Source organism: Arthrobacter sp. SlRoot2-15, assembly GCF_059739345.1.
The window spans coordinates 1,861,455-1,886,880 of record NZ_AP046058.1; the positions used below are offsets into that span (position 1 = coordinate 1,861,455).

Consider the following 25,426-nt stretch of genomic DNA (forward strand, 5'->3'; position numbering starts at 1 on the left):
CCCCGTTTAACCGCCCCGCCGCCCCGGTAAGCTCGAGGCATGCAGGAGACAAAGCCGCCGGAGAACCGCAAGCGGACCCGACTGGTCGTCCCCAGCCGCAGTGACCTGCTGCTGCGGAACTTCACCGAACTCATCGGCGGCCCGCTTGGCCGGCGCACGGCTCCCGGCATCGTCTCCCCCGGATTCTTCACCGTGGAACGGGTCCTGGTGTTGCTCACCGTCCTCGCCGCCCTGCTGGGGATCCTGCTCAAGGGCTACTGCCGCGGCAACGGCTGGGAATCCCCCGGCCAGTTCTACGCCACCTGCTATTCGGACTTCCCCGAGCTGTTCCGCAACCGCGGGCTCGGCGACGGAGCCTTCCCGTTCGTCACCGCTGGCAGCTTCTTCGAGTATCCCGTGCTGATGGGGTTCATCGCCGGCGCCACAGCACTGCTGGTCCCCGGTGCCGGCGTCACCGATTCCCGGGTCCTGGCCTACTTCGATGTCAACGCCACGCTGATCGCCGCCGTCTGGATCATCACCGTGCTGGCCACCGCCCGCACCGCCCGCCGCCGGTCCTGGGACGCAGCCATGGTGGCCCTCGCGCCGGGCATTGTCCTCGCGGGATTCATCAACTGGGACATGTGGGCCGTCGCGCTGCTGGCACTGGGCATGTACTTCTTCGCCAAGGACAAACTGCTCCTGGCGGGCCTGTTTATCGGCCTCGGCACCGCGACCAAGCTCTACCCGCTGCTGATCCTGGGCGCGGTAGTGCTGCTGGCCATCCGCACCGGCAGGATCCGCGCGTTCCTGGTCACCGCCGGGGCCGCGGCCGCCACCTGGCTTGCCGTGAACATCCCGGCCGCCACCAGCGACCCGGCGGGCTGGAAGTACTTCTACCAGTTCACCGAGTCGCGCCCGGCCGGCTACAGCTCCCCCTGGTTCGCCTACAACCTCGTCGCCGGCCGCCTCGGCTGGAAGCCGCTGGAGGCCGAGTCCATCAACGCCCTGGCCCTCAACCTCTTCCTGGCGGCCTGTGTACTGATCGCGGTCCTGGCCCTCGCGGCACCGCGCAGGCCGCGGCTGGCCCAGTTGGTGTTCCTGATCGTGGCCGCCTTTATCCTCACCAACAAGGTGTATTCGCCGCAGTTCGTGATCTGGCTGATCCCGCTGCTGGCCCTGGCGCGGCCGCGCTGGCGCGACTTCCTGATCTGGCAGGCCGTTGAGGGCCTGCACTGGGCCGCCGTGTGGATGTACCTCGGCCAGGTGACCAGCGGGGGTCCCACCCAGCACAACATCGATATGCCCTACTACGTCCTCGCCGTCCTCGCCCACATGCTGGCCACCGGCTACCTGATGGCGCGGGTGGTGTGGGACATCTGCGACCCGGGTTACGACGTCATCCGCCGGCACGGGGTGGATGATCCGCACGGCGGCCCCTTCGACCGCGCCGCGGACTGGTTCCGGCTCGATCTGGCTCGCCCGTCAGCGTCCGTGCTGCCGTGGCGGCGCGCCCGCACTGGGGGCTGATCCGGGTGCCCGACGTCGCCGTCGTTGGTTCCGGGCCCAACGGGCTGGCGGCCGCGGTGACGATGGCGCGGGCCGGCCTGGCGGTGCACGTCTACGAGGCTGCCGGGTCCGCGGGCGGCGGGCTCCGCACCGCCGAGCTGATCGAACCCGGACACTTCCACGACGTGTGTTCGGCGGTCCACCCGATGGCCCTGGTCTCGCCGTTCTTCCGCGCGTTCGAGCTGTCGCGGCGGGTCCGGCTGGAGGTGCCCGAACTCTCCCACGGCGCCCCTCTCGACGGCGGCCTGGCCGCCCTCGGCTACCGCTCGCTGGAGCGGACCGTCGCCAGCCTGGGGCGCGACGGCGGCCCCTACCGCCGGCTGATGGCGCCTCTGCTGGACCGGCTGGACGGGATCACCGACCTGAGCCTCAACCAGCTGCTCCGGGTTCCCAAGGATCCGCGCGCGGCCGCCATCTTCGGGCTGCGGACCATGGAGCAGGGCTCGGCCCTGTGGGGACTCAGATTCCGCGGCGAACTGGCGCCGGCGCTGCTCAGCGGGGTCGCCGCCCACGCCGTGGCGCCCCTGCCGACGCTGCCTGCGGCGGCAGCGGGCCTGCTGCTCGGCGCGCTGGGCCATGCCGGCGGCTGGCCCATCCCGGTGGGAGGCTCGGCTGCGATCGCCGGGGCGATGGTGGCCGACATCGAGGCCCACGGCGGCGTGGTGGAGACCGGGGTGAGGATCGGCTCGCTGGCACAATTGCCCCCGGTCAAGGCCACGCTGCTGGACGTCGCGCCGCCGGGGCTGCTCCGGATCGCCGGCGACAGACTGCCGCCCGGCTACCGTCGTGCGCTGGGACAGTTCCGCTTCGGCAACGCCGCCTGCAAGGTCGACTTCATCCTCTCCGGCCCGGTGCCGTGGGCAGCCCCGGAACTCGCCGACGCCGGCACCGTCCACGTGGGTGGCACCCGGGCCGAGACAGCGGCTGCCGAACGCCTGGTGGCCGCCGGCCGGCATCCCGGGCGGCCCTATGTCCTGGCCTCCCAGCCCTCCCGCTTCGATCCGGGCCGTGCCCCCGGCGGCCGCCAGGTTCTCTGGACCTACTGCCACGTTCCCGCCGGGTCCACGGTGGACATGGGCGACGCGGTCACCGCCCAGCTGGAACGCTTCGCTCCCGGCTTCCGCGACCTGGTGGTCGGCCGCCGCGTGACAACGGCCGCGGAGCTGGCGCACTACAACGAGAACTACGTCGGCGGCGACTTCAGTGCCGGGGTGATGGACCTGCGCGGCCTGCTCTGGCGGCCCGTGCTGGATCCCGTCCCGTGGCGGACCCCCCTGCCCGGGGTGTACCTCTGCTCCTCTTCCACACCGCCCGGGCCCGGCGTGACCGGCATGTCCGGCTTCCACGCGGCCAAACACGCCCTGAAAGACATCTTCGGACTGTCGCTGCCGGACCTGGCCCGCTAGCGGACGTCCGCGAGGACCCCGGCCGTCAGGCGGCCGTCGCGCATGGTCGCCACCGCGTCCGTGAAGGACACCAGCCCGGTGTCGTGGGTGACCATCAGGGTTGCCACGCCGAACTCGTCCGTGACCTCGCGCAGGAGCCGGACAATCTCCTCGCTCCGGCCGCGGTCCAGCGCCGCCGTCGGCTCGTCCACCAGCAGCACCGCCGGGCTGGCCATCAGCGCCCGCGCGATGTTCACCCGCTGCCGCTGCCCGCCGGAGAGTTGGTGCGGCCGCTTGTCGAGGACCGACGCCAGGCCGACGCGCCCGAGCAGGCTCGCGGCCTTACGCCTTTCATCACCGAGCGGTTCGGCCCGCAGGTGGGCGGCGACCAGGAGCTGTTCCACCGTTGTGAGGGACGGCAGCAGGTTCGGCTGCTGGAAGATGATCCCGATGCTGTCCCGGCGCAGGGCGGTCCTTCCGGCCTCCGTGAGTGAACCGGCGTCCTGGCCGGCCACCACAACGGATCCGGCTGTGGGCCGCACCAGGGTGGCGGCCACGGCCAGCAGCGAGGACTTTCCGGAGCCTGACGGGCCAACGAGGGAGACGAATTCCCCCCGGCGGAGGTCCAGGCTGACACCGTCGAGGGCGCGCAGGGTCCCCTCGCCGTCGGGGTATTCGAGGGTGACGTGGCTGAGGTGCAGGGCGGTTTCCATAAATATGCCTTTCGAAGAATGTTTTTCCTGCCGACGGCGGGCGCCGGCAGGGCGGGAGGTTGGTCAGTTGCCGCCGAGCGCCAGCAGCGGGTCGATACGGGTGATGCCGCGGACCGCCAGCGCCGCCCCGGCGAGGCCCAGGACCACAATTCCGGCGACGGGCAGCACCGTGGTCTGCATGGTGGTGAGGAACGGCGCCGCCTGGGCGGCCAACAGGCCGCCGACCAGGCCGGCTGCCCCGCCGGTGGCGGCCCCGGCGACGAGGACGACCGCCGCCTGCACCATGGCGTCCTTGAGCACGTAAGCGGAGGAGCCGCCGAGGGCTTTTAGGACGGCGATGTCCCGGGTGCGCTGCACGGTCCACACGGTCAGGAACGCCACGATCACCAGCGCGGAGATGCCGTAGAGGAAGGCCTGCATCAGCATCAGCGAGCCGTTCTCGCTCCGGTAGGAGCCAAGCGCCTGAAAGGATCCCTCCCGGCTGGCGCTGACCGTCCCCGCCGCCTGGTTGGCCGCGGCGACATCCGCGCCGCCGGCGTCGAAACTGGCCGCGATCACGGTGGCGATGGCCTCCCCGCCGGCCAGGTGGGCCAGCTTCCGCCAGTCCCCCAGAGTGGTCCAGACGACGCCGGTGTGCGAATACCACCGGTCCTCGACCACGGCGGAGACCGCCAGCTCGGTGCCGCCCACCGACAACCGGCTGCCGACCGCGAGATCGAGCTCCTGGGCGAGTCCGGATCCGATCACCACGGTGCCGTCGCCGACCGGGGCGGGGGCGAGGCCGCCGCCGGCGTCGACGCCGAAAACGGCCACGTTGGCGGTTCCGGCCGGATCCCCGCCGACGCCGAGGCTCTGCAGCCGGCTTTGGCTGATGCCGAGGGCTTCGGCCCGGCTGACGCCGTCGCGGGCGGACCAGGCTGCCAACTGGGCGCCGGTGACCTCGGATTCCGTGAAGGAGGCCTTGGGGCTGCTGCCGGCCGGTGCGCCGAAAACAAGCTGATCGACCGGCAGGTCCGCGATGGCGGACGTGGACTGGTTGCCGAGCCCGGCGGTGAGCCCGGAGAGCATCACGAGCAAAAGGGTAATGAGGGCAACAACGCCGCCCATCAGGGCGAAGCGGCCCTTGGCGAAGCGGATGTCACGGATGGCGAGAAACATGGGTGTCCTTTGTGGTGGTTACTGGCGTCCTTCTACTCTGGCGCGGCACGGCCTGCCTGCCATCGGGGGTCCGGATGGTCCGCGGCGGCCGTCCGGTTGATCCGCCAGTCAACCAAAAGGTTGATTGTGGCCAGGCTTCGCCCGATTCCCCCCATAGTTGCCCGGCGTGCAGCCCAACCCGGCGCTAGGCTGAAATCATGGAGGTCAAGAGCGGCGAAGCGGAGCGGGACGCCACCGGCGCCGCCGTGATCCTGCGGATCCTGCGGGTCAGCCTGCACGTGGGGTTTGCTGTGCTGCTGCTCGTCGCGCTGGTCCGGCTGCTGTCCGGCGGGATCAACGGCCCGGCGTGGCTGCACGTCGGCCTGGCCCTGTGCCTTGCCGGCGTCTACCTCGCCGGCACGGTCCTGGAGAAGCGCCACTCCGCCCGGCCGGTCCGCTTCAACCCCGGGCCGCTGTCCGCCTGGTGGCTGGGAGCGGTGTGCCTGCTCTGGCTGCTGCTCATCTGGGGCAGCCCCGACTTCGTCTGGCTGGCCTTCCCGCTCTTCTTCCTGCAGCTGCACGTGCTTCGCCGGGGTCCGGCGCTGGCCGCCATAGCGGCCAGCACCGTGCTGGTGGTCGCCGCCCTGTGGTTCCACAACGGCGGCCCGGCCGGGAACCCGCTGCAGCTGCCCATGGTGCTCGGGCCACTCTTTGGCGCGGCCTTCGCCGTGGTCACCGGCCTGGCCTACCGCGCGCTGTACCTCGAAGCCGAGAATCAACGGCTGGCCGCCGAGGAACTCCGCCGCACCCGCGCCGAACTGGCCCGCAGCCAGCACGACGCCGGAACCCTGGCCGAGCGGACCCGGCTGGCCCGCGAAATCCACGACACCCTGGCCCAGGGCTTTTCCAGCATTGTGCTGATGGGACGGTCCGCCGAGCAGGCGCTGGAAGCCGGCGACACCGCGATGGCCCGCGACCGGCTCAGGACCGTTCAGGACACCGCCGCCGCCAACCTGGCCGAGGCCCGCAACTTTGTCCGCGGCCTGCAGTCGCCCGACCTGGAACAAAGCTCGCTGGTGGACAGCCTGCGCCGGCTGTGCACCCAGACCGAAACGGAGGCGGCCGCCCGCGGCGCGGCACTGCGCTGCCGCCTCGAGGTCGAGGGAACCCCGTCGGAGCTCCCCAACCCCTACCGGACCACCCTGCTGCGGGCAGCCCAGTCCAGCCTCGCCAACGTGTGGACCCATGCGAACGCCGGCACCGCCGTCGTGACCCTGTCCTACCTCGGCTCGGAGGTGGCCATGGACATCTTCGACGACGGCGCCGGCTTTGAGCCCTCCGCGGTGCCGGAGAGGACCGACGGATCCGGCTACGGGCTGGCATCGCTGCGGGACCGGGTGGCGGCGCTGGCCGGAACCCTGGATGTTGAGTCCGCCCCGGGTGAGGGCACCGTGGTGGCCATCCGGCTGCCGCTCGAGGGGGAACCAGCAGCGGCCGAACCGGCCGGCGCCCCCGTGAAGGGGGAACAGTGAAAGAAATCCGCGTCCTGCTCGTCGACGACCACCCCGTGGTCCGGGCCGGCCTGCGGGCCATGCTCACGGGGTTCGAGGGCATCGCCGTCGCCGCGGAGGCCGCCGACGGCGCCGCCGCCCTGGCCGCGCTGTCGCGGCTCAACACCCTGGGCGAGCCGGTGGACGTTGTGCTTATGGACCTGCAGATGGGCGCCGGCATGGACGGGGTCACGGCGACCGGCAGGATCAAGGCCGGCGAGGCCGGGACGCCGGCGCCGCCCGTGCTGATTCTCACAACGTTCGACTCCGACGCGGACATCCTTGCCGCGGTGGAGGCCGGCGCCAGCGGCTACATGCTCAAGGATGCGCCGCCGGAGCAGATCCGCCAGGCGGTGCTGGCCGCCGCCGCCGGCCAGACCGCCCTGGCCCCGGAAGTCGCCGCACGGCTGCTGGGCCGGATCCGGAACCCCGAGCCGGCCCTGTCTACCCGGGAGATCCAGCTGCTGGAGTTGCTTGCCACCGGCCTGGGGAACCGTGCCATCGCCCGGCAGTTGTTCATTTCCGAGGCGACGGTAAAGACACACCTAGTGCACATCTACGGGAAGCTCGGTGTGGACAACCGCACGGCCGCCATCGCCGTGGCAGCGCAGCGGCGGATCATCCGGCGGGGCTAGGCGGACTTCATGACACCCGGAATGTCCCGGGCACAGGGCATAATGACGCGAATGGGGAAAATTCAGAAGCTTGCACTGGGCCTGGTAGGCCTCCTTCTTGGCGCCTCGCTGGTGGCCTGCGACGACGGCCGGACCGGGGCGCAGGACGCCGCGAAAGCGCTCGCTTCCGCGGTGGCCGCGCTCGACGTCGGCGCCGTCCCCTTTGAAGGCAAGGATTCCGGGGCGGCGAACGAGAGGCTCCACGAGATCTTCAAGGGGCTGGACCCGGTCAAGCCGGCGGTCCAGAGCGGCGAACTCAAGCTGGACTCCGGCACCGCGACCGTGCCGCTGGAGTACAGCTGGAAGATCGGCGCCGCCGAATGGAAGTACACGGTCACCGCCCAGCTGAAGAAATCGGGCGACAAATGGCTCACCGTGTGGAGCCCCGGGCTGCTGGTTCCCGGACTGGCCGACACTGAAATCCTTGGCACCTCGACCGAGGCGCCGCAACGTGCCGAAATCCTGGGTGCCGCCGACGCAAAGCTGGTCACCTACCGCCCCGTGGTGCACGTCGGCATCGACAAGCCCCGGCTGGGTTCGGCCGATCCCGCCGCCTCCGCAGCCAAACTCGCCCAGCTGGTGGGCGCCGATCCCGCCGCCTACACCCAGCAGGTCCAGGCCGCCGGCGCCGAGGCGTTTGTCACCGCGATCACCCTCCGCCAGGACGGCCGGACTATCACCGACGAGCAGATCGCCGCGGTGCCTGGCGCCCGCGCCATCGCCGATTCACTCCCCCTCGCTCCCTCCCGCACCTTTGCCCGCGCGCTGCTGGGCAGCGTGGGCGAGGCCAACGCCGAACAGATCGAGAAATCCGGCGGTGCGCTCAAGGCCGGGGACAGCACGGGCACCGGCGGCCTGCAACAGCAATATGATGCCCAGTTGCGCGGCACCGACGGCGTTCAGGTCTTCGCCCAGACGGCGGGACTCACCGCGGAACAACGCCAGGCCCAGCTCAACGGCGGCCGCCGAATCTTCTTCCAGGAACCGATGAAACCCGGAACCCCGCTGAAGACCACCCTGGACCCGAAACTGCAGCAGCTGGCCGAGGACATCCTGGCCAAGGTGGGACCGGCGTCGGCCATCGTGGCGCTCAGGCCCTCCAGCGGCGCGGTGCTGGCCGCCGCGTCGGGTCCGGGCAGCAACGGCTACGACACGGCCATGCTCGGCCAGTACGCCCCCGGATCCATCTTCAAGATTGTCGATTCACTGGCCATGTTCCGCACCGGCATGACCCCGGACAGCAAGGTGGACTGCCCCGCCACCCTCACCGTGGACGGCCGGACGTTCAAGAACGCCGAAGGGTACCCGGCCTCCTCGCTGGGTTCCGTGACGCTGCGGGACGCCTTCGCGCACTCCTGCAACACCGCCTTCATCAACGCACGCGAACAAATCAGCCAGGCCCAGCTGGAATCGGCTGCCACATCCCTGGGCGTCGCCGTGGAGGCACCCTCGCTGGGCGCCGCGGCCTTCCTGGGCTCCGTCCCCGGTCAAGCCGACGGCACCGAACACGCTGCCTCGATGATCGGCCAGGGCAAGGTGCTGCTGTCCCCGCTCACAGCGGCCATCATGGCAGGCTCCGTGGCCAAGGGGGCCCCCGTGGCCCCGGTGCTGGTCCTGAACCCGAACGCGGCCGCCGCGGGAAGCCCCGCGCCGTCGGCCGGCGCCACCGCCGAGCCGTCGACGTCGGCCCCCGCCCCGGCAAAGTCCGCCGGCACCCCGGTGACGGCCGCCGAAGCCGCCTCCCTGGCTGACATGATGCGCGCCGTGGTGACCTCCGGCCACGCGGGCTTCCTGGCTTCGGTGCCGGGCGCGCCCGTGGGCGCCAAGACCGGGACCGCGGAATTCGGCAAGGACAACCCGCCCAAGACCCATGCCTGGATCGTGGCCGTGCACGGTGACCTCGCGGTGGCCGTGTTCGTTGAGGACGGCGGCCTCGGCGCCACCACGTCCGGGCCCCTGCTCAAGGAGTTCCTCACCGCCGCCGGCTGAGGCACGCGTTTGCGGCCGCACCGTCCGCCGAAAATGGCGGACGCTCCTTCCCCCGATGTGAAGAAGCGTCCGCCATTCCAGTGCGATGGTGTCGGGCGTACTAGGCAGTGAAACTGTCCGCAATGTCCAGTACGTCATCCAGAATGGAGAGTCCGGCCCAGAATGGAGAGTCCGGCCCGGGTGTCTCCCACCAGGGTGTTGCAGGGAGGAACCACGTGGATTCGGTTGAAGTTGGCGAAAGGCAGGAGGCCGCGGGACTTGCAGGCCGCCACAAGCTGGTTCATTTCCGGGCTTGAGCCGCCATAGGCAGCCATTGGCTCGCGCGTCTCACGGTTCTTGACCAGCTCGATGGCCCAGAAGACCCCTGTGCCGCGCACCTCGCCGACGGACGGATGGTTCGCCGCGAAGCCGGTCAGGGCCGGTCCGATCACGGTCTCTCCGAGCATGGCCGCATGCTGCACGGTCCGCTCGTCCTCCATCGCGTTGATGGTGGCCACCGCGGCCGCGGTCGCCAGCGGGTGGCCGGAGTAGGTCAGGCCGCCCGGGTAGACCCGCTTGCCGAATGTGGCCGCGATTTCGGGGCTGATGGCGACGCCGCCCAGCGGAACGTAGCCGGAATTCACGCCCTTGGCGAAAGTGAGCAGGTCCGGGACGACGTCGAAGTGCTCGACGGCGAACCATTTGCCGGTCCTGCCGAAGCCGGACATGACCTCGTCCGCGATCAGGACAATGCCGTGTCTGGTGCAGAGGTCCCGTACGCCCTGAAGGTAGCCGGGCGGCGGCAGATAGATGCCGGCGGTCCCCGGAATCGATTCGAGGATCAGCGCCGCGATAGTGGATGGGCCCTCGAAACTGACCAGTTGCTCCAAATGTTCCAGGGCGCGCTGGCTCTCTTCTTCCTGCGTAGTGGAATGGAACGCGGTGCGGTAGAGGTAGGGCGGGAAAAAATGGATGGTCCCGGTGCTGGCATTGTCACTGGCCCAGCGGCGCGGATCCCCTGTCAGGTTCACGGCGAGCTGGGTGCCGCCGTGATAGGAGCGGTAGGCCGAAAGGACTTTGTGGCGGCCCGTGTGGAGCCGCGCCATACGGACAGCGTGCTCATTGGCATCCGCACCTCCGTTGGTGAAAAAGACCTTGTCCAGCTCGCCGGGGGTCCGTTCCGCGATCAGACGGGCCGCCTCGGAGCGGGCGTCATTGACGTAGCTCGGGGCGATAGTGCAGAGTTTGGCTGCCTGCGCTGCGACGGCGGCCACGACGGCGGGGTGCTGGTGGCCGATATTCGTGTTGACCAGCTGGGACGAGAAGTCCAGATACTTGTTGCCCTCACCATCCCATACATGGGATCCCTCGGCCGCGGTGATCACCATAGGGTCCAGGAGGTCCTGGGCGGACCATGAGTGGAAGACGTGCTTGCGGTCCAGCTCGTACGCCCGGCGGGCGCCTTCGGCGTCGTGCTGGACCGGCAGAACGCCGCTTTCAATAGTGGAAGTCATGTTGAGTGCCTTTCTGGTGTAGTGCTGGTCACGCGTTCTGCGGGAAACCGAGGTTGATGCCGCCGTGGCTGGGATCCAGCCAGCGGGAGGTCACAGCCTTGCCCCGGGTAAAGAACCCGACGCCCTCGGTGCCGTGGGCGTGGGTATCGCCGAACAGCGAGTTCTTCCAGCCGCCGAAGGAGTAGTAGGCCATGGGGACAGGTACAGGGACGTTGATGCCGACCATGCCCACCTCTACCTCGTTCTCGAAGCGGCGGGCCGCGCCGCCATCGTTCGTGAAGATGGCAGTGCCGTTGCCATAGGGGTTGGCATTGATCAGCTTCAGCGCCCGCTCGTAGCTGTCAACACGCACCACAGACAGGACCGGGCCGAAGATTTCGTCCTGGTAGATGGACATGTCCGGGGTGACGTTGTCAAAGAGTGTGGGGCCGACGAAGAAGCCGTCCCCTTCGGCGTCGGCTGCGACGTTGCGCCCGTCGACCACCAGCGTGGCGCCGGAGGCCTCTCCGGCGTCGATGTAGCTTGCGACCTTATCGCGGTGGACTGCCGTGACGAGCGGGCCCATGTCGCAGCCGCGGAGGCCGTCTCCGGTGCGGAGCGACCGCGTACGTTCCGCGATTTTCGCCACGAGCTCGTCGGCGATGCCGCCCACCGCGAGGAGCGCCGAGATGGCCATGCACCGTTCGCCGGCGGAACCGAACCCGGCGTTCACCGCCGCGTCGGCGGCGAGGTCGAGGTCGGCGTCGGGCAGGACAATCATGTGGTTCTTGGCGCCGCCGAGGGCCTGGACGCGCTTCCCGTTCGCCGTAGCGGTCTGGTAGACGTATTTGGCGATCGGCGTGGATCCGACGAAGGACACGGCCTTAATATCGGGGTGGCTGAGCAGGGCATCGACGGCCACTTTGTCGCCGTGCAGGACGTTGAAGACGCCGTCGGGCAGCCCGGCTTCCTTCCAGAGTTCGGCCATCCAGTTGACGGCCGTGGGGTCCTTTTCGCTGGGCTTGATGACGACGGTGTTGCCGGCGGCGATGGCAAGCGGGAAGAACCACATGGGCACCATGGCCGGGAAGTTGAACGGGCTGATGATGGCTACCGGTCCCAGTGCCTGCCGGATCGAGTGGACATCCACGCTGGTGGAGGCGTTCTCCGTGTAGCTGCCCTTGAGCAGGTGGGGGATGCCGCAGGCGAATTCCACCACTTCTTGCCCCCGGGTCACTTCCCCAAGGGCGTCATCCAGGACTTTGCCGTGCTCGGACGTGATGATGGCGGCGAGCTCGCCCTTGCGGGCATTGAGCAGTTCGCGGAACGCGAAGAGGATCTGGGTGCGGCGGGCGATGGAGGTGTCCCGCCAGGCGGGGAATGCGGCCCTGGCCGCTGCGACGGCGGCGTGGCTCTCGTCTTGGCTGGCCAGCGAAACCTGGCCAGTGACCTTGCCCGTCGCCGGGTTCGTCACAGGGGCTGTCCGGCTGCCGGCCGGAACGTAGCTGCCGTTGATCCAGTGCTCGATGATGTTCAAGTAGTTCTCCTCATGCGCGGTGGCGTGGCTGTTGCGTCCAGTGTGTCCGGCGCGGAGGCACACCATAAGGGTCGGTGTGTAAAGAGATTGATGATGTGTTTTACACTTTGTAAATGTTGCCCACCGTCCGCTCGATTCTCGGCCTTCCCGTGCTGCGCGAGGCAGGTCCCCGGCTCCTCGGCGGCGAAGGGGCGCTGGATCAACCTGTCCGCTGGGTCCATGTGAGCGAAGTACTCGATATTTCCGGACTGCTGTCCGGCGGGGAGCTGGTGCTCACCACGGGCCTCGAACTGGAGAAGGCGCCCGGTCGCACGGAATCGTTCATCCGGTCGCTGGAGGACGCCGGGGCAGCAGGCCTGATTGTGGAAATCACCGGAAACCGGACGCGCAGCCTGGAAGCACTGTGCCTGGCCGCGCTCGGCACGGCGCTCCCCGTGATTGTGGTGGAGCGGCGGGTGCGCTTCGTGCAGATTACGGAGATCGTGCACCGGATGATTGTCGCCGAGCAGCTGGAGCGGGTGGAACGGGCCCGGGATGTCCACGAGGCGTTCACGGTGCTGAGCCTGGAAAGCGCAGGGACGGAGCAGGTCGTGGAACGGGCGGCCGTCATGATCGGTGCCCCGGTAGTCCTGGAGGACCTCTCGCATCTCGTCCTCGCGTATTCGGCCGGCAAGCTCCTTACTGTCGAGCTCCTCGACGACTGGGAGCGCAGGTCGCGCACCACCCCGTCCGCTCCGGAGACATCACGGAGTGGCGCCGAGGCCTGGCTGCAGACGCCGGTGGGCGTGCGCGGGCAACTCTGGGGACGACTCGTGGTTCCGGTGCCGCTCGACGACGACGAGGCGGCGGCCATGGTCCTGGAGCGCGCCGCGCAGACGCTGGCCATCAATCGGCTGGCCGAGCGGGACCGCCGCGAGCTGAGCCACCAGGCGCAGGCCGGGCTTCTCAATGCCCTGCGGCAACCGCGCGGGCTGGGCGAGGGCGAAGCGCAGACCCGAGCCGCCGCCCTGGGTCTCAGGCGCGCGCCCTATTACGTTCCGGTCGTGTTCCGGAGCCGCGGAGCATCTTCCGCCGCCCCGCCCGACGACCCTGCATCCAGCCGAGATCCACTCGCCGGGCAGCAGGAGGAGCGCGCACTGCTGGAGCAGCTCGCCCGGGCACTGAAGTCTGTCTCCGGCACCGCGCTGACCGCGAGTATCCGTTCAGGCTCGGTCGGCATGATCCTGGCGATTCCGGCGAAACAACTCGAAGACTCGATGCTCAACCGCCTGGCCGGGGCCCTCGCCGGGGACGCCGCCCCGCAGTCGGGAGCGTCCCTCGACGGAACCCGGCCGGCTGGCCCCACGGACGTGGAGTGGAGCATCGGCGTCGGCCGTCTGCGGGGTTCTTTGTTGGAGGCGGCGGCGGGCATCGACGAGGCCTCCCACGTCGCCGAAACGGCGGCGACCCTGCCGGGCGACCGCAAGCCGTTCTACCGGGCGACTGACGTCCGCCTGCGCGGGCTGCTGGCCCTGCTGCGCAAGGATCCCCGCGTGCAACAATTCGTCGAGTCCGAGCTGGAGGGCATACTTCATGCCGAGGCCCGGGGCGCGGAAGGCTACCTTGAGCTCCTCGGTCAGTACCTGGAGTCCGGTGGCAACAAAGCCGCCCTCGCCCGCAGGGGCTTCCTCAGCCGGCCGACGCTCTACGCCCGGCTGGGCAGGCTTGAGGAGCTCCTCGCCGTCGACCTCGACGACGCCGAATCGCGGACTTCGCTGCACGTCGCACTCCTCCTGCACCGGCTGCGGGCCCTGTGACCATGCGGATCCACGCAGAGTGCGAGCATTGACCCATGGCAAAGCCCTTTACCCTGACCCAGCTTCGATATTTCGCTGTGGTGGCAGAGCTCGAAAACATGACGGCCGCGGCCGAGCGGCTGCTGGTGACCCAATCCACGCTTTCCACGGCGATGGCCCAGCTCGAGACCAGCCTGGCCACGCAGCTGTTTGTTCGCCTGCGGACGCGCGGCCTGAGGCTGACGCCCTCGGGCCGGCAACTGGTCCAGGACATCAAGGTGTTGCTGGAACATGCCGATTCCCTATACGAATCGGCCCGGGGGCTGGCGACGAGCCTGGTCGGCGAACTCAAAGTCGGGGTTTTTGCGCCGCTGGCACCGTTCAGGCTCCCGGCTATTCTGCAGACTTTCGAAGGCCAGCATCCGGGAGTCGAGGTCTCCTTCCTCGAGGCCGACCTGGCCAGCCTGCAGTCCGCGCTGCTCGAGGGGCAGTGCGATGTGGCGTTGATGTATGGCCTCGGCCTGGGCCGGGGATTCACCCGCACGGTGCTGGAGCGGGTGCCGCCCCATGTGCTGGTCCACGCCGAGCATCCCGCGGCTGTCCGCTCCGAGCGGAGCATAGCCCTCAAGGAGCTCGACGGCGAACCGTCCGTGGTGCTGGACCTGCCGCACAGCCGGGAATACTACGAGCAACTTTACGCCATCGCCGGGGTGACACCCAATGTCCGGCACCGGTTTGCAGGCTATGAAACGGTCCGGTCATTCGTGGCGAAGGGCCACGGGTACGCGATGCTCAACCAGCGGCTCCACAGCGACCTGACCTACTCCGGGGGAAGGGTCGTGGCGCTTACCCTGACCGATGATTTGCCCCCGATCGAAGTGATGCTGGTCCGTCCGGAGGGGGTCACGCCCACCCGCAGGGCCCTGGCTTTCGAGGAGACGTGCATCCGACTGTACGGTGCCGCGCGGCACTGATTCCCCGCAGGTGGCACCGGGGAAGCGGAGTTGGCATCGACAAAATCGATTAGGCCTCCAAAAACTATCAATTGGACACATGTGAAGCGGATCACACACAGTTGCTGCAGTGCGGTGATGACGGAGACTCTCCGGCGAGAAAATCCCCGCAGCGACGGCCCCCGGCCGAATCGCCAGCGCGAAAGCCATGTTGATCAAAGGAGATTCAATGGTTCCGATTTACGCCCCATGTGTCCGAAGCATGTCCTGGCAGGGGCATGCCGGCAATACGGCGGCAACAATGTCAGATGTCATTTCCCGTGGCCGTAACACGCCACAGGACTCCGGAAACACGGCGACTCTAGCGTGGCAGTCATGACGATCAACGACATCACGGACCAGCCTCCGGTCTCCGGGACCGCCACAGCGACCGAGCGCCGGGGCACGGGCCCCGGAATCCCGCCCATCACTAAAATGCAGAAGCGGGTTCTGGCCGGAGGCAGCATCGGCCAGTTCATCGAGTTCTACGACTTCACGCTCTACGGACTAACCGCCGTCATCTTCTCGCAGCTCTTCTTCCCGGGCAGCAACCCTGTCGCGGCCATGCTGGCGACCTTCGCCACGTTCGGCGTCGCGTTCGTGGTCCGCCCCATCGGAGGGTTGTTCTTCGGAGCCCTGGGCGATCGAATCGGCCGGCGCCGGGTCCTGACCATCACGCTCATCGCCATCGGCGGGGCAACCGCACTCATGGGGCTGCTCCCAACATATGGCCAGATCGGGGCCTGGGCACCTGTCCTGCTGGTCCTCTGCCGTCTCATCCAAGGCTTCTCCGCCGGCGGGGAATCCGTGGGGGCACCGTCTTTTGTCTTCGAGCACGCCCCCGTGAAGAGCCGAGGGTTCTGGCTCAACATCACCATCGCCGCCACCGCGCTACCCTCCGTCTTTGCCGGTTCGATGATCCTCATCCTCAGCCAGTCGATGCCGAACGAAGCCTTCATGGCGTGGGGCTGGCGCCTGCCGTTCCTGCTGGCTCTGCCACTGGCACTCTTCGGCGTCTGGATCCGCAGCCGCACCGTGGAGAGCGACGCGTTCAACGAGGCAAAAGCTGCCCAGACCAAGGAATTCAGCCCGGTCCGGGAGGCCTTCCGCGAAAACAGGCTCCGCATGGTCCAGGTCATCTTTGTTATGGGTCTCACGGCGATGGGCTTCTACTTCCTCTCGGCGTACTTCGTGTCCTACGTCCAGACCACCGGCCACCTGAGCCGCGAGCAATCGCTCCTGGCCAATGCCGCGGCCCTGGCCCTCTACGCCGTCCTGCTTCCCGTCGGCGGCCGGCTCAGTGACCGCTTTGGCCGCAAACCGATGCTTCTTGCAGGTTCGGCCGCCCTGGCCTTGTTCTCGGTCCCGAGCTTCATGCTCGTGACGAGCGGCAGCCTGCCGCTCGCGCTGCTGGGTCAGGCGCTCTTCGTCGTCGCGCTCTGCATCTACGGCGGCGGTTGCTATACCTTCTTCGTTGAAATCTTCACGACGCGCACACGCTTCACGTCGGCGGCGATCAGCTACAACGGGGCCTACGCACTCTTCGGCGGCACGGCGCCGTTCATCGGTACCGCCCTCGTCGGCGGCACCGGTGTGCCCCACGCCCCCGGCTTCTACATGGCGGCCGCTGCCCTCGTCGTCCTCCTCCTGGTGCTGTTCACCAAGGTTCCCGAGACGCGCGGGCGTATCGGCTAAACCCCCTCCTGCTCCCCGCCACCGCTACACATAAAGGATTTCCCATGCACCCAGCAGCTTTCCTCCAAGATTTCCACCACGTGGCCACCATCGGTGCCACCTCCAACAACGGTGTCGACCGCCAGGCGGCCACGGCGGAGGACGCGCAGACACGGGACTGGTTCGCAGGTTGGGTGCGCGACGCCGGATGGGAACTCCGGGTGGACGGAATCGGCAACATGTTCGGGCTGCTGGAGTGGACACCGGGGGCGCCGTACGTGCTCATCGGTTCGCATCTCGACAGCCAGCCGCTCGGCGGACGTTTCGACGGAGCATATGGTGTCGTCGCCGCCATGCACGCCGCCCGGCGGCTCGACGCCGAGATCGCCGACGGCGGCGCGGCGCCTCGGTTCAACCTGGCGGTCGTGAACTGGTTCAACGAGGAAGGCGGCCGCTTCGCCCCGAGCATCATGGGAAGCTCGGTCTTCGCCGGATTGCTGCCGAGGGAACGGATGCTGGCCGTTGCCGACTTGCAGGGCATCACCGTCCGCGAGGCGCTGGACGGCATCGGGTACCTCGGCACATCCGAGGGGCCCGATGTCGCCAGCTACGCGGAGATCCACATCGAGCAGGGCCGGATCCTTGAGCGCGAGGGCATCACGATAGGCCTGGTCGACAGCAGCTGGTACACCCAGAAACTCGACATCGAGGTGCTGGGCGAACAGTCGCACACAGGAGCGACGGCCATGGCGGACCGGCATGACGCTCTGGTCGCGGCGTCGAAGATCATCCTGATGGTCCACGACGTCACGCAGGATTTCGCCGACGAGGCCCTCGTCTCGTCTGTGGGCCAGCTGACCCTCGAACCCAATTCGCCTATTGTGGTGGCGCGCCGGGTGCATCTCGTCGCAGACCTCCGTTCGGGCGACCCCGACATCGTCAAGGCCGCCCGGGCCAAGCTCATCGCGGACATCGACGTGCTCGCCCGCGCGCACGACATCAAGGTCAACGTCAAGGACTTCGACATCCGCCCCATCCGCCGTTTCCCCGAAACGGGCCTGGAACTCGCGGACAAGGTGGCCGCCGATCTCGGCCTCTCCTCGCGGCGTATCCAGACCATGGCCGGCCACGATTCTGTCGCCATGAACACCGTGGCGCCGTCCGTGATGCTTTTTATCCCCAGCGTGGACGGCGTATCGCACTGCGAACGGGAATTCACCACCGACGCCGATATGGTGACCGGAGTGGACATGCTCACCGGAGTCGCCCGCCAGCTCATCGGCGGCGCCCTCGCAGAAACCGCTTCCCGGCCGGCGGCGGGCGTGGCATGACCGAACTGCACTATCTCGATGCCACCACGGCACTGCGGCTCTTCCGGACCAGGGAATTGTCCCCCCTCGAACTGCTGGAGGCCGTGGCAGCCAGGACGGAGGCCGTGAATGCGGGCATCAACGCCCTAACGGAAACCCTGTTCGAGGAAGCCCTCCCTGCCGCCCGCCAGGCAGCAGCCAGCTATGCCCGCGGCCGGAACCTGAAGCCGCTGCTCGGGCTGCCGGTAGCCGCCAAGGAGAAGCATGGGCTGAAGGGGCGCACCCTCTCGCAGGGGCTCGTCGCCCGCCAGGCAGAGCGTGCGACGGCCGACCATCCCGTCATCGACCGGATCCGGCGTGCCGGGGGAATCATTCACGCGCGCACCACGACGCCGGAATACAGCTGCGCTACGGTCACCCACAGCCCGTTGTGGGGTGTCACCCGCAACCCCTGGAATCCGCGGTACTCTCCCGGCGGCTCCTCGGGCGGCTCCGGGGCGGCGCTGGCCGCCGGCCTCGCCCCGCTCGCCACGGCCTCCGACATTGCCGGCTCAACCAGGCTCCCGGCGGCCTTCACAGGGACTGTCGGGTATAAGGCGCCGTACGGCCGGATTCCCGGGCTGGCGCCGCTCTCCGCTGACCACTACCGCGGTGACGGCCCGATGGCACGGACCGTCGCGGACGCAGCGCTCTTGGCCAACGTGATGGCCGGCCGGCACCCCGGGGACCACACGTCCCTCGACGGCGGCCCGGCGCTTTCCATCCCCGCCGGCGGCGCCGACTCGGTGGCCGGACTGCGGATCGCGCTGTGCATCCGGCTGGGGAACTACCCGGTGGCCGCGGACGTGGAGGCCAACACGCGCGCCGTGGCGTCCGCGCTCCGCGACGCGGGCGCCGTGGTGGAGGAGATCGAACTGCCCTGGACCACGGAGGACATCAGCCGGACGATCTTCACGCATTTCGGCTACCTGCTGGGCCCGGCGATGGAAGACGAGACGGCGGATTCACCCGAACTGCTGGCCGCCTACACCCGGCGTTTCATGGCCGACGCGCGCAAGGCGGCCGGGGAGAACCGCTTCATCGACGGGATCAGGGCGGAGACCCGCATCCAAGCCGAGCTTGCCGCGGCCATGGCAGGCTTCGATGCCCTGATCTGCCCGGTCTCCGCCGTCGCTGCCCTAGACGCAGACGGGATGTACCTTGACGGGATCGACGCCGCGGGTGGTGTGCGGCTCGACCATTACTGGCAGGGTCACATGACGGCGCCGTTTAACATCGCCAACCGCTGTCCCGTGCTCGCCGTGCCCAGCGGAATGGCCGACTGCGGCATCCCCACAGGGGTCCAGATCGTGGGCCATCCGTTCGATGACGCGATGGTCTTCGCTGTTGGTGCCGCCGTAGAAGCTGTTCGACCATGGGCAGCACGTCGGCCGGATCTTCTCGTGATGAGCTAGCCACCGACCCCCGCCGCCGCCTGCCCCGCACCCGCCGTGGGAGGATTGCTGTGTGGCTCATATTGACGTTTCCGGCATCGACTACTTCCTCTCCGACGGCACCCAGCTGCTCAACGGCGTGACGTTCAAGGTCCCGGACGGCACCAAAACGGCGCTGATCGGGCCCAACGGGACGGGCAAAACCACGCTGTTCCGGATCATCGCCGGGGACCTCGTCCCGGACGAAGGCGTGATCGGCCGCTCCGGGAACATGGGCATCATGCGCCAGTTCGTCGGCCAGGTCCGGGACGACTCCACGGTCCGCGACCTGCTGGTCTCCGCCGCCCCGCCCGCGCTGGCGTCCGCCGCGCGCGCCGTCGACGAGGCGGAACTGGCCATGGTGGAGCACGACGACGAACCAACCCAGATGGCCTACGCCCAGGCCATCGTCGACTGGGGCGACGCCGGCGGGTACGACGTCGAAACCGTCTGGGACGAAGTCTGCATGGCGGCGCTCGGCCTGCCCTTCGACCGCGCCCAGCACCGACCGGCGTCCAGCCTCTCCGGCGGCGAGCAGAAGCGGCTGGTACTCGAGGCGTTGTTCGCCGGCCCCGACGAACTGCTGCTCCTCGACGAACCGGACAACTACCTCGACGTCCCCGGCAAGCGCTGGCTCGAGGCCAAACTCAACGAGTCGAAAAAGACCGTGTTCTTCATCAGCCACGACCGCGAGCTACTGAACAACGCCGCGGGCCGCATCGTGACGCTGGAACCGGGCATCAACGGCGCCGGCGCGTGGATCCACGGCGGCGGCTTCGGTTCCTACGTGGACGCCCGCGCGGACCGCAACGCCCGCTTCGAGGAGCTCCGCAAGCGCTGGGACGAGGAGCACGTGAAGCTCAAGGAACTCGTCAACATGTACAAAAACAAGGCCGCGTTCCGCTCCGACATGGCCAACCGCTACCACGCCGCGCAGACCCGGCTGGCGAAATTCCTCGAGGCCGGGCCGCCCGAGGCGCTGCCGATCGAGCAGAACGTCACCATGCGGCTCAAGGGCGGTCGCACCGCCAAGCGCGCCATTGTGGCGGAGAAGCTGGAGCTTACCGGGCTGATGAAGCCGTTCTCCACGGAAGTCTGGTTCGGCGACCGGGTGGGCGTGCTCGGCTCCAACGGCTCCGGCAAGAGCCACTTCCTGCGGCTGCTCGCCACCGGCGGCACCGACCCGGAGCGGGAGCACCTGCCGGTGTCCGACGTCGAAATCGCCGAGGTCCCGCACGAGGGCACCGTGAAACTCGGCGCCCGGATCCGGCCCGGCTTCTTCGCCCAGACGCACGTCCGGCCCGACCTGCTGGGCAAGACCCTGCTGGAGATCCTGCACCGCGGAGACGAACACCGCTCCGGGCTCGGCCGCGAGGCCGCCGCCGGGGCCCTGGACGGCTACGGCCTGGCCTCCCAGTCGGAGCAGAAGTACGAATCCCTCTCTGGCGGCCAGCAGGCCCGGTTCCAGATCCTGCTGCTGCAGCTTTCCGGCGCCACCCTGCTGCTGCTCGACGAGCCCACGGACAACCTTGACCTGCACTCGGCCGAGGCGCTGGAACGGGCCATCGACCACTTCGAGGGAACCGTCCTGGCCGTCACCCACGACCGCTGGTTCGCCCGCACCTTCGACCGCTTCCTGGTCTTCGGCTCGGACGGCAAGGTCTACGAATCGGCCGAGCCGGTCTGGGACGAAAAGCGCGTCGAGCGTGTCCGTTGAGCCGCACCACACCCGGCGGAAGCAGTGAACCCATGAGCAGAACCGCCAGCGCCACGGAACTGAAGGCCGCCGCCGCGGCGACCTTCCTGGTATTTGGCATCAACGGACTGGTCTTCGCCAGCTGGGCGGCCCGGATCCCCGCGGTGACCGAGATCCTCCAGATCAGTTCGGGACAGATGGGCACCCTGCTGCTGTGCGTCGCGGTCGGCTCGCTGATCGCCCTGCCGACGGCCGGCTGGGTGGTCGGCCGGATCGGCACGGCCAACACGGTCCGCGCGGCCGGCATCCTGGCAGCGGCCGCGGGCGTCGGCATCGCGGTGTCCCTCAATGCCAGTTCCATTGCCGGAACCGCCGTGTCACTCTTCTTCTTCGGCATTGGCATCGGCCTGTGGGACGTCTCGCAGAACATTGAGGGCGCCGACGTCGAACACCGGCTGGGCCGGACCATCATGCCGCAGTTCCACGCCGCGTTCAGCGGCGGCGCCTTTGTGGGTGCACTGGTCGGCGCGGGGCTGTCCACGCTGGGGGTGGGCCTGCCGGCGCACCTGCTGGTCATCGCCGTCGTTGTGGCCACGGCCGCTTTGGTGGCGCCCCGGTACTTCCTGCCACACGTCCCGGCAGCCGTTCCGGCCGAGGGAGAGGCCAAGCCTCCCCGCGCTGGGTCGGCGTGGCGGGACGGCCGCACCCTGCTGATCGGCGCCGTCGTCCTCGGCGCCACCCTGACCGAAGGCGCCGGCAACGACTGGATCGCCAAGGCCGCCGTGGACGGCCTGGGAGCCGAACAGTCCACCGGAGCCCTGCTGTTCGCGGTCTTTGTGCTGGCGATGACCGCGATGCGCTTCTTCGGCGGACGGGCGATCGACGTGTACGGCCGGGTGGCGGTGCTTCGGGCCAGCATGGCCGCCGCAGCCGCCGGACTGGGATTCTTCGTTTTTGCCGGCAACATCTGGCTTGCCACCGCCGGTGCTGCCCTGTGGGGCGTCGGTGCCGCCCTTGCATTCCCGATGGGGATGTCCGCCGCCGCGGACGACCCGAAGCACGCTGCCGCACGGGTGTCGGTGGTTTCCACGATCGGATACGTCGCTTTCCTGGCGGGGCCGCCGCTGCTGGGCTACCTCGGCGACCTGACCGGGATCCGGCTGGCGCTGCTCGCTATCGGGGTGCCGATTCTGGGGGCGCTGCTGCTCGCCGGCGCCGCGAGGCCCTTGCGCGCCAGCTAAGCAGCCGGCGTGCGTCGGCATTCTCCCGGATGCAGCTCCCCTGCCAGCCGAGCCAGAGCAGCAGCACCACGGGTACCGCGAGGCACAGGGCGCCAACCGTGTCCGTCAGCCAGTGCGCCGACAGGTAAGTCCTGCTGATCATCATAGCCACGGTTCCAGCCCCGGCCGCCAGCCACACCCAGGCCTTCGCCATCAGCAGGGCCAGCACCAGGACAAAGGCCGCCGTGGTGGCGACGTGCCCGGAGGGGAAGGACCCCGTATCGGTCAGGACCACCGTGTTCTGCGGGCGTTCGCGCAGCAGGGCGGCCTTGAGCAACTGGGTCGCCACAAGCACGGCCACCCCGGCCGCAGCGCTGAAGACGGCTGCCCGCGGCCGCCTGCGGGCCAGGAGGGCCACCACCAGCAGCCCGTGGAGCACCAGCACGCCGCGGTAGCCGGCGATATTCAGGAAGGCGTTGATGCCGTCCCAGAACGGGCTGCGCAGGCCCGTAATGAATCCGGCCCAGGCGTGGTCGAGGCCCAGGAATGGGGGCCTGGCAACGTCGGCGAGCAGCATCCCGCCCAGCACGGCCGCGACGGTCAGCATCGCGGCACTGGCCGCCAGGAGGCGGCCCGTGGGCGCACGCCGGGGATCCAGCACTCGGGTCATCGCCTCATCCTAGCGGCGCTCGGCAGTAGGCTGGGGAAATGCGAAGCATGCTGAGAAAAGCCCCGGGCCGGCTCGAGACGCTGGACCGGAAACTGGTCCGGGCTGTGTCCGGGCTGCCCGGCGGTGGCCACGACGATTTTTTCCGGCGGCTCTCCTCCGCCGCCAACAACGGCAAGCTCTGGTTCGGGATCGCGGCCGTGATGGCACTCTTTCCCGGCAGGACCCGGCGGGCGGCCCTGCACGGCGTGCTGGCGCAGGGTGTGGCCTCCGCGGTCACCAACCTCGTGTTCAAAACACTCCTGCCGCGCGCCCGCCCGCTGCCTGAGCACCTCCCGGTCTTCCGCTTCGTCCACCCTCAGCCGAAGAGTTCCTCCATGCCCTCGGGGCACTCCGCCTCGGCCGCGGCCTTCGCCCTCGGGGTGGGACTGGTCAGGCCCGCGCTGGGCGCCGCCGTGGCGCCGGTGGCCGCCGGGGTGGCGTACTCCCGCGTCCACACCGGGGCGCACTGGCCCTCGGATGTCTTCTTCGGTTCCGCGATCGGGGCGGGCGCGGCGCTCGTGACGCGGAAGTGGTGGCCTGTGCGCCCACCGTTCCCCGCGGTCCAGCGCACCCCCGTGCCGGCCCCGGCGCTGCCCGACGGCGAGGGGCTCGGCATCGCCGTCAACACCCTGGGCGGCTCCTACGCCGAGGAAACAGTCGACGCCCTACAAGAAGTATTCCCTAAGGCGTATATAAAGGAGATCGGTCCCGACAAGGATGTGGCGGAAGAAATCGAGGCGGTCGCGACCCGGCCCGGCGTCGTTGCCCTCGGCGTCTGGGGCGGAGACGGGACCGTGGGCAGCGCCGCCGCGGCGGCCGTTGAACACTCCGTCCCGCTCCTGGTGCTGCCCGGCGGTACGCTGAACCACTTTGCCCGCGACGCCGGCACCCCCACCCTGCAGATCGCGGTCGACGCCGCCACCAACGGGGAGGCGGCGCGGGCCGACATCGGCCACGTCGCGGTGGAACGGGGGCTGCCGGAGAACCCCGAAAAGCTTGAGATCACCATGCTGAACACCGCCAGCATCGGCCTCTACCCCAACCTCGTGCGGCGGCGGGAGCAGCTCCAGCCGGCGTTGGGGAAGCCGCTGGCCGGCGTCGTCGCCATGTTCCGGACCTTCGCTGCGGGCACCCCCACCACCCTGGTTGTGGACGGCGTGCGGCACAAGCTCTGGATCCTCTATGTGGGCCGGGGACGCTACTACCCGCGCGACCATGCGCCCCTGGTCCGGCCGGTGCTCGACGACGGCGTGCTGGACCTGCGCATGATCACCGCGGACGAATCGTTCGCCCGGCTGCGCCTGCTGTGGGCCGTGCTGACCGGGACGGTGGCGACGTCGCGGATCACCCATCTGCGCGAAGCCAGCCGGATCCGGGTGGAACCGGCTGACTCGACCATGGTGCTGGCGGTGGACGGCGAAGTCATGCCCGCGGTCCGGGCCGTGGAGTTCTCGGTCAAGCACGGCGGGCTGGTCTACTACACCCCGCAGGTGAACGACTGACCGGGTGCCGTCCCTAGGAGCCGACCCTGATTCGCCCCTGAAACAACCCTGAGAACGGCGAATTCGCGGCCCGGCCTCGGTAGCGTGGTGCGTACACAACCACACGCTACGCAAAGGAACGCTTCCATGATCGAAGCACGAGGCCTGACGAAGGTGTACGGCGAAAAAACCGCCGTCGCCGGAGTCGATTTCACTGTCGAGGCCGGCCGGGTCACCGGTTTCCTGGGCCCCAACGGCGCCGGCAAGTCCACCACCATGCGGATGATCATGGGACTGGACCGGCCGACGTCGGGTTCCGTGACCGTCAACGGGGTGCCCTTCAACCGGCACCACGCGCCGCTGCGCGACGTCGGCGCCCTGCTGGACGCCAAGGCGGTCCACACCAGCCGCTCGGCGTACAACCACCTGCTGGCCATGGCCGCCACGCACAGCATCCCCAAAAAGCGCGTGCACGACGTCATTGAAATGACCGGGCTGGCCGAGGTGGCCAAGAAAAAAGTCGGCGGCTTCTCGCTCGGCATGGGCCAGCGGCTGGGGATCGCCGCAGCGCTGCTCGGGGACCCGCAGACCGTCATCCTGGACGAGCCCGTCAACGGACTCGACCCGGAAGGCGTGGTCTGGGTCCGCAACCTGGTCAAATACCTGGCCTCCGAGGGCCGCACCGTGTTCCTGTCCAGCCACCTGATGAGCGAAATGGCCGTCACCGCGGACCACCTGATTGTGATCGGCCGCGGCAGGATCATCGCCGACGCACCGATCCAGGAGATCGTCAACGGCAAGGGGCACAACCGCACCCGGGTCCGTACCGACCAGCCGGACCAGCTGGTGCGCCTCCTGGCCGGAACCGGCGTCTCCGTGGAGATCCAGGACAACGAACTCCTGGAGGTCACGGGGCTGGAGCCGCGCCTCATCGCCCGCACCGCGCTCGAGAACCAGGTCATGATCTACGAACTCACCCCGCTCCAGGCCAGCCTTGAGGAGGCCTACATGGAGCTGACCAAGGATGAGGTCGAATACCACTCGCTGATCACCACGGGCGCCAGCGCCCCCGCCCAGGCCGGAGGCCACTAA

The 25,426-nt window shown here is 69.0% G+C and carries 19 protein-coding genes; 14 read left to right on the forward strand and 5 right to left on the reverse strand.

Annotated features, from left to right (window positions below):
• Nucleotides 1-39 precede the first annotated feature (39 nt).
• Both AC6I9V_RS08480 and AC6I9V_RS08485 read left to right on the forward strand, forming a co-directional pair.
• Nucleotides 40-1,509, forward strand: coding sequence for a glycosyltransferase family 87 protein (locus tag AC6I9V_RS08480; protein WP_497899067.1), 1,470 nt, complete (start codon nt 40-42; stop codon nt 1,507-1,509).
• Between the two features lie 5 nt (nt 1,510-1,514).
• Nucleotides 1,515-2,954, forward strand: a complete 1,440-nt coding sequence (locus AC6I9V_RS08485) for a phytoene desaturase family protein (protein WP_497900282.1) — start codon at nt 1,515-1,517, stop codon at nt 2,952-2,954.
• Here the strand turns inward: AC6I9V_RS08485 and AC6I9V_RS08490 are convergent.
• Nucleotides 2,951-3,646: an ABC transporter ATP-binding protein gene (locus AC6I9V_RS08490; protein ID WP_497899068.1), complete on the reverse strand. Its 696-nt coding sequence runs from the start codon at nt 3,644-3,646 to the stop codon at nt 2,951-2,953. The genes AC6I9V_RS08485 and AC6I9V_RS08490 overlap by 4 nt on opposite strands.
• A 63-nt stretch (nt 3,647-3,709) precedes the next feature.
• Entirely contained in the window at nt 3,710-4,804 is a 1,095-nt protein-coding gene (locus AC6I9V_RS08495; protein ID WP_497899069.1) for an FtsX-like permease family protein, read from the reverse strand.
• Nucleotides 4,805-5,001: 197 nt separating this feature from the next.
• On the opposite strand from AC6I9V_RS08495, the gene AC6I9V_RS08500 reads away from it, so the two are divergent.
• From AC6I9V_RS08500 to AC6I9V_RS08510, 3 genes are read left to right on the forward strand one after another with little or no spacing between them, the layout of a single operon-like run.
• Nucleotides 5,002-6,315, forward strand: coding sequence for a sensor histidine kinase (locus tag AC6I9V_RS08500; protein ID WP_497899070.1), 1,314 nt, complete (start codon nt 5,002-5,004; stop codon nt 6,313-6,315).
• Nucleotides 6,312-6,968 (forward strand): response regulator transcription factor, encoded by a 657-nt coding sequence (locus AC6I9V_RS08505; protein ID WP_497899071.1) that lies wholly within the window; start codon nt 6,312-6,314, stop codon nt 6,966-6,968. Before AC6I9V_RS08500 ends, AC6I9V_RS08505 begins: the two co-directional genes overlap by 4 nt.
• A 51-nt stretch (nt 6,969-7,019) precedes the next feature.
• Complete coding sequence (locus AC6I9V_RS08510; protein ID WP_497899072.1) at nt 7,020-8,996, forward strand: penicillin-binding transpeptidase domain-containing protein; 1,977 nt, start codon at nt 7,020-7,022, stop codon at nt 8,994-8,996.
• A 134-nt stretch (nt 8,997-9,130) separates the two neighbouring features.
• On the opposite strand, the gene AC6I9V_RS08515 is transcribed toward AC6I9V_RS08510, so the two are convergent.
• The gene (locus AC6I9V_RS08515) at nt 9,131-10,489 is read right to left on the reverse strand and encodes an aspartate aminotransferase family protein (protein WP_497899073.1); all 1,359 of its coding nucleotides are present in this window, start codon (nt 10,487-10,489) and stop codon (nt 9,131-9,133) included.
• Nucleotides 10,490-10,517: 28 nt separating this feature from the next.
• Nucleotides 10,518-12,005: a CoA-acylating methylmalonate-semialdehyde dehydrogenase gene (locus tag AC6I9V_RS08520; protein ID WP_497899074.1), complete on the reverse strand. Its 1,488-nt coding sequence runs from the start codon at nt 12,003-12,005 to the stop codon at nt 10,518-10,520.
• Nucleotides 12,006-12,118: 113 nt separating this feature from the next.
• On the opposite strand from AC6I9V_RS08520, the gene AC6I9V_RS08525 reads away from it, so the two are divergent.
• From AC6I9V_RS08525 to AC6I9V_RS08555, 7 genes are all read left to right on the forward strand, one after another.
• Entirely contained in the window at nt 12,119-13,801 is a 1,683-nt protein-coding gene (locus tag AC6I9V_RS08525; RefSeq protein WP_497899075.1) for a PucR family transcriptional regulator, read from the forward strand.
• A gap of 35 nt (nt 13,802-13,836) precedes the next feature.
• Nucleotides 13,837-14,754, forward strand: a complete 918-nt coding sequence (locus AC6I9V_RS08530) for a LysR substrate-binding domain-containing protein (RefSeq protein WP_497899076.1) — start codon at nt 13,837-13,839, stop codon at nt 14,752-14,754.
• Nucleotides 14,755-15,207: 453 nt separating this feature from the next.
• On the forward strand, nt 15,208-16,467 hold the full coding sequence (locus AC6I9V_RS08535; protein WP_497900283.1) for an MFS transporter: 1,260 nt from the start codon (nt 15,208-15,210) through the stop codon (nt 16,465-16,467).
• A 44-nt stretch (nt 16,468-16,511) separates the two neighbouring features.
• Nucleotides 16,512-17,777, forward strand: coding sequence for a M20 family metallo-hydrolase (locus tag AC6I9V_RS08540; RefSeq protein ID WP_497899077.1), 1,266 nt, complete (start codon nt 16,512-16,514; stop codon nt 17,775-17,777).
• Nucleotides 17,774-19,210 (forward strand): amidase, encoded by a 1,437-nt coding sequence (locus AC6I9V_RS08545; RefSeq protein ID WP_497899078.1) that lies wholly within the window; start codon nt 17,774-17,776, stop codon nt 19,208-19,210. Before AC6I9V_RS08540 ends, AC6I9V_RS08545 begins: the two co-directional genes overlap by 4 nt.
• Before the next feature lie 52 nt (nt 19,211-19,262).
• Nucleotides 19,263-20,945 (forward strand): ABC-F family ATP-binding cassette domain-containing protein, encoded by a 1,683-nt coding sequence (locus AC6I9V_RS08550; protein WP_497899079.1) that lies wholly within the window; start codon nt 19,263-19,265, stop codon nt 20,943-20,945.
• Between the two features lie 32 nt (nt 20,946-20,977).
• Complete coding sequence (locus AC6I9V_RS08555; protein WP_497899080.1) at nt 20,978-22,165, forward strand: MFS transporter; 1,188 nt, start codon at nt 20,978-20,980, stop codon at nt 22,163-22,165.
• On the opposite strand, the gene AC6I9V_RS08560 is transcribed toward AC6I9V_RS08555, so the two are convergent.
• On the reverse strand, nt 22,098-22,814 hold the full coding sequence (locus tag AC6I9V_RS08560; RefSeq protein WP_497899081.1) for a phosphatase PAP2 family protein: 717 nt from the start codon (nt 22,812-22,814) through the stop codon (nt 22,098-22,100). The genes AC6I9V_RS08555 and AC6I9V_RS08560 overlap by 68 nt on opposite strands.
• A 38-nt stretch (nt 22,815-22,852) precedes the next feature.
• Here AC6I9V_RS08560 and AC6I9V_RS08565 point away from each other — a divergent pair, with 38 nt between their 5' ends.
• Both AC6I9V_RS08565 and AC6I9V_RS08570 read left to right on the forward strand, forming a co-directional pair.
• Nucleotides 22,853-24,355, forward strand: a complete 1,503-nt coding sequence (locus AC6I9V_RS08565; protein WP_497899082.1) for a bifunctional phosphatase PAP2/diacylglycerol kinase family protein — start codon at nt 22,853-22,855, stop codon at nt 24,353-24,355.
• A gap of 126 nt (nt 24,356-24,481) precedes the next feature.
• A complete protein-coding gene (locus AC6I9V_RS08570; RefSeq protein WP_497899083.1) occupies nt 24,482-25,426 on the forward strand; it encodes an ABC transporter ATP-binding protein in 945 nt (314 codons plus the stop codon).

Coding starts and splice junctions, on each gene's coding strand:
- AC6I9V_RS08480 (WP_497899067.1), top strand. CDS start 40: ATGCAGGAGACAAAGCCGCCGGAGAACCGCAAGCGGACCCGACTGGTC.
- AC6I9V_RS08490 (WP_497899068.1), bottom strand. CDS start 3,646: ATGGAAACCGCCCTGCACCTCAGCCACGTCACCCTCGAATACCCCGAC.
- AC6I9V_RS08495 (WP_497899069.1), bottom strand. CDS start 4,804: ATGTTTCTCGCCATCCGTGACATCCGCTTCGCCAAGGGCCGCTTCGCC.
- AC6I9V_RS08500 (WP_497899070.1), top strand. CDS start 5,002: ATGGAGGTCAAGAGCGGCGAAGCGGAGCGGGACGCCACCGGCGCCGCC.
- AC6I9V_RS08510 (WP_497899072.1), top strand. CDS start 7,020: ATGGGGAAAATTCAGAAGCTTGCACTGGGCCTGGTAGGCCTCCTTCTT.
- AC6I9V_RS08515 (WP_497899073.1), bottom strand. CDS start 10,489: ATGACTTCCACTATTGAAAGCGGCGTTCTGCCGGTCCAGCACGACGCC.
- AC6I9V_RS08525 (WP_497899075.1), top strand. CDS start 12,119: ATGTTGCCCACCGTCCGCTCGATTCTCGGCCTTCCCGTGCTGCGCGAG.
- AC6I9V_RS08530 (WP_497899076.1), top strand. CDS start 13,837: ATGGCAAAGCCCTTTACCCTGACCCAGCTTCGATATTTCGCTGTGGTG.
- AC6I9V_RS08535 (WP_497900283.1), top strand. CDS start 15,208: ATGCAGAAGCGGGTTCTGGCCGGAGGCAGCATCGGCCAGTTCATCGAG.
- AC6I9V_RS08540 (WP_497899077.1), top strand. CDS start 16,512: ATGCACCCAGCAGCTTTCCTCCAAGATTTCCACCACGTGGCCACCATC.
- AC6I9V_RS08545 (WP_497899078.1), top strand. CDS start 17,774: ATGACCGAACTGCACTATCTCGATGCCACCACGGCACTGCGGCTCTTC.
- AC6I9V_RS08555 (WP_497899080.1), top strand. CDS start 20,978: ATGAGCAGAACCGCCAGCGCCACGGAACTGAAGGCCGCCGCCGCGGCG.
- AC6I9V_RS08560 (WP_497899081.1), bottom strand. CDS start 22,814: ATGACCCGAGTGCTGGATCCCCGGCGTGCGCCCACGGGCCGCCTCCTG.
- AC6I9V_RS08565 (WP_497899082.1), top strand. CDS start 22,853: ATGCGAAGCATGCTGAGAAAAGCCCCGGGCCGGCTCGAGACGCTGGAC.
- AC6I9V_RS08570 (WP_497899083.1), top strand. CDS start 24,482: ATGATCGAAGCACGAGGCCTGACGAAGGTGTACGGCGAAAAAACCGCC.